General features: G+C 64.8%; 3 protein-coding genes. 1 reads left to right on the forward strand and 2 read right to left on the reverse strand.

The annotated features are described in order from the left end of the window. Window positions 1–12: 12 nt before the first annotated feature. On the reverse strand, window positions 13–501 hold the full coding sequence (locus ACSDR0_RS49800) for a hypothetical protein (protein WP_435295994.1): 489 nt from the start codon (window positions 499–501) through the stop codon (window positions 13–15). A gap of 832 nt (window positions 502–1,333) precedes the next feature. On the opposite strand from ACSDR0_RS49800, the gene ACSDR0_RS49805 reads away from it, so the two are divergent. After that, a complete protein-coding gene (locus ACSDR0_RS49805) occupies window positions 1,334–1,861 on the forward strand; it encodes a pyridoxamine 5'-phosphate oxidase family protein (RefSeq protein ID WP_435295995.1) in 528 nt (175 codons plus the stop codon). 782 nt (window positions 1,862–2,643) lie between these two features. Here ACSDR0_RS49805 and ACSDR0_RS49810 read toward each other — a convergent pair. Beyond that, a complete protein-coding gene (locus ACSDR0_RS49810; protein WP_435295996.1) occupies window positions 2,644–3,099 on the reverse strand; it encodes a hypothetical protein in 456 nt (151 codons plus the stop codon). Window positions 3,100–3,434: the final 335 nt, after the last annotated feature.

Below are 3,434 nucleotides of genomic sequence, written 5' to 3' on the forward strand. Positions count from 1 at the left end.
TACCCGACACTGTCAGCAGCCACGCCGAGCTGACCGAAACCACATAGGAAACACTCCGGGAAACCGGGGGAACCTCACGTCGCGGCGTTTGAGATGGCAGTGGAACTGGGTGAGCACGCACAACGTGTAAGCGTTCCCGTCGACGGTGCTGCCGTTCGGCAGCGTGCGGAAGACCAGCCGCTCCCACGACCCGGCCACCAAGCCCGGGTCGATGTCAGCCTCGGTCACCTTCTTCTTGCGCCCGTCCAGCAGACGCGGCAACTGCTTCATCGCCGCCAGCACGCGCTCGGCTTCCACGGTCGCGCCGAAGTCCAGCACCATGGTGAGCGTCTTGAGGAATCCCGATACCGTTGAGATCTTCGCTGCGAGCAGCGCCCGGACCTCCTCATCGGGGTCGGCACCGGGCGGGGGAACCATGTCAGTCACCGCGGCGACCGCCTGGCGCAGCTCGCGACGCGACACCATCGCCTCGGTCGCTTCCCACACCTGTTCCAGGCGCATTTCCTCACCGTACGTGCCTTGCAACCCTCGGATACTTGTAAGGCACGTTGGCTGACCCCGACGTGCCTTACGTGCCGGGGTGCTGGGACTATCCGGCCGGAATTGAACGCTAAGACCGACCGGCGCGTCCTGAGCTGTGGGAAGTCGACGTCCAAGCCTCGGAAAAGCCCTCTCGATCGGCGTCTTCGGAGACTGCTGACCCCACGCTGCCCAGCAGCGGAAGGATTAACGTTCAATTCCGGCCGGATAGTCCCAAGATCCCGGGTTGAGCAGCAACCGAACCGTCAGTGGCGTTAACAAGCCGTTGGTGTTGCGCGCGGAGATGATGTCAGTGGGGGTGCGGCCGGAATACGGCAGAAACGTACCGCGCCGACCCCTGACCAGACAGAAGCATGGCTCTGCCCGGTCTCCGGAACCGCATCACCGCAGGTAAACGCGCCAACCACTGTTCGCCCGGCATTCCGGCCCCATCCGACGTGCGGCGGGCGGTCACCGAAACCCCTGCCTCGACTGTGCCATCCGACCTGCGGTTGCAGATGGGCGCGGCCCCTTTCTGCCGTATTCCGGCCGCACCCCCAAACGGAACACCCACGAACGCCCACAACTCCAGCCACAAGACTGGGGGTCGTCATCGAGACGACGTGACCGATCGCCAATCCGGGCGGCGGCTGGGACAAGTCCAAAGGAAGGACGCCGGCCGGGCGCCCCGGCGGTTTTCGCAGGACGGCCGAAAAACATGACACAAGGCGTCGGGTTTTAGAGCGATCATCGGTTCACCGGTCAGCGCCGATGTGAGTGTGGACCGGGGCCTCACAGATAGACAAGGACCTCAATGCGCGAAACCCCCGAGGAGCTCAAGGAACTTCAGGCTCTCCTCGAAGCCTCCCTTTCCCGCTCTACCTTGCACCTCCGCTCGATCGTCACCGAGAACACCCTGACCGCGGAGCAGCTCACCCGGATCCTGACCGGAATGTGCACCCTCGCCCTGTCCACCGTGACGGCGAAGGGCGAGCCGCGGATCAGCGGTGTAGACGGGCACTTCCTGCACGGCAAGTGGCACTTCGGCACGGCGCGCGGCGCCGCCAAGACCCGCCACCTGGCCGCCCGCCCCGCCGTCAGCGCCGCGCACATGCGCGGTGAGGACCTGGGCGTGTTCACCCACGGCACGGTGGAGATCCTCAACCCTGAGGACAGCGAACCGGCCGAGGACTGGCCGGACCTGCTCGCCTACTTCAAGGATTTCTACGGCGACTTCTCCGACTGGGACAACGACGTGGTCTACTACCGGCTGCATCCGCACTGGATGACCGCCTACGCCCCCGGCGTCGACAAGCTCACTTCGGCCCTTGAGGAACAGTGAAGAGAAAACGTACGCTAAGGAATGATCTTGAGGATGGCTGAGGTCATCCCGATCGTCCGGGCGTCGGGCTTGACGTGCGTTGCCGCGACGACGCGCTCTCCCGGGGGCGGCTTGCGCCCAACTGAGCGTCTCGGGAGCCGGGACCTTTAGGGGTGCCACCGGAATACGGCAGAAACGGGCCGCGGTCACTCGAATCCGCAGGCCGGACGGTGAGTCCGAGAGCCAGGGTTTCGGCTGTGGACGACTGTGCCCAGCCTGGGGCCGGATTGCGCTCCGCATGGCTGCCGACGCGCCTACCTGCGGGGATGTGGTTCGGTTGACCGGACAGAGTCCAGGTTGGGGTCCCGGTAGCAACAGCGGAAAATCCAACGGATATTGCTTCGCCAGCGTCGACGTGGAGCACTCCGGCGAGGTCAGCGGCATCTTCAGCTCAGCCCGCCGCACCCACCAACCGGCACACCAGCGATACGACGCCCTCACATCCGAGCAGGTCAGGGGAATATCCGTTGGATTTTCGGCGATTACTACCGGAACCCCATAAGGTGGCGGCCGCGGCCGCGAAGCGCAGCCCACGGCGCCTGACAAGATCCACAACAGATACGACGCCGCACACCCCACCGCGGTTCACCCGCCCGTCACGGTCGCTCGTCGACAGCAGCCGCCAGCTGGGTAACAGCTCAGCTGGCGGCTGCGTCGCACCGCATACCTACGGGAGTTCAAACGGCCGCGAGGTCAGTGCGGACCCATTGTTCGAGACCATGAGCAACGGCTTGCGGGATGCTTTACGGTGCGGCGGGGACGCAGGAGGCGTAGGTCGCCACGTGGTAGGTCTGTGTCTGGCTGTGGTTGACGACGCTGACCTTCCAGGCAGTGGTGTTCTTGCTGTCGATGGTGTTGGCGATCACGCTGACCGGTGCGCCGGCCACACTGCCTGAGTAGCCGCCGGAGATCGCGTAGTTTCCAACACCGCAATCAGCCCGGTGAGTGGCGGTGGCACCGGGCGCGATCGCACCACCTGAGCCCTTGATCGTGAAGATCGCGAACTGCCCGGGCGGTCCCTGACGGTTCCAGTCCAACCAGGTCTCTCCCGGTTCGCACGATGTCGTTCCTTCGGCGATGACCCGCAGCGCGCCGGTCGCGGTGGTGACACAGCCGTGGATGACCTCCTGGCTCATCCCGGTGGCCAAGGCGGCTCCGCCGGCCGTCAGCACGGCTCCAGCAAGCATCCCCGCGGTCACCAAAGCTATCCCTCGGACCGTTGGCTTCGTCCTCAAAATCGTGGTCCACCTTACGTTCGATGACGATCGATCGGTGATCATGGCCTGGATAACGACAGGGCAAGATAGAGGTGACGGCTCGACTGGTGATCACCGGGATTGAGGTACTTTCGGCGGCCGCCATATAACGGCTTCAAAAAGCATGATCCCGAATGTCTGAATGATCCCCGCTCGTTACGCGGCACCTGTTGCGGCGCGGTCGGCGCGGTCGGCGCGGAGGGTCGCGTCCTCGGAGCGGTGTAAAAGGCTCGACGAGGTAGGTGCCGTGGGTTGATCTTAGGCGGCCTCGGTCGTGG

The organism is Streptosporangium sp. G11, assembly GCF_051192615.1.
Taxonomy (GTDB): domain Bacteria; phylum Actinomycetota; class Actinomycetes; order Streptosporangiales; family Streptosporangiaceae; genus Streptosporangium.

Bases quoted from the DNA above. Each gene is read 5' to 3' on its own strand.
- ACSDR0_RS49805 (WP_435295995.1), top strand. From the start codon at position 1,334: ATGCGCGAAACCCCCGAGGAGCTCAAGGAACTTCAGGCTCTCCTCGAA.
- ACSDR0_RS49800 (WP_435295994.1), bottom strand. From the start codon at position 501: ATGCGCCTGGAACAGGTGTGGGAAGCGACCGAGGCGATGGTGTCGCGT.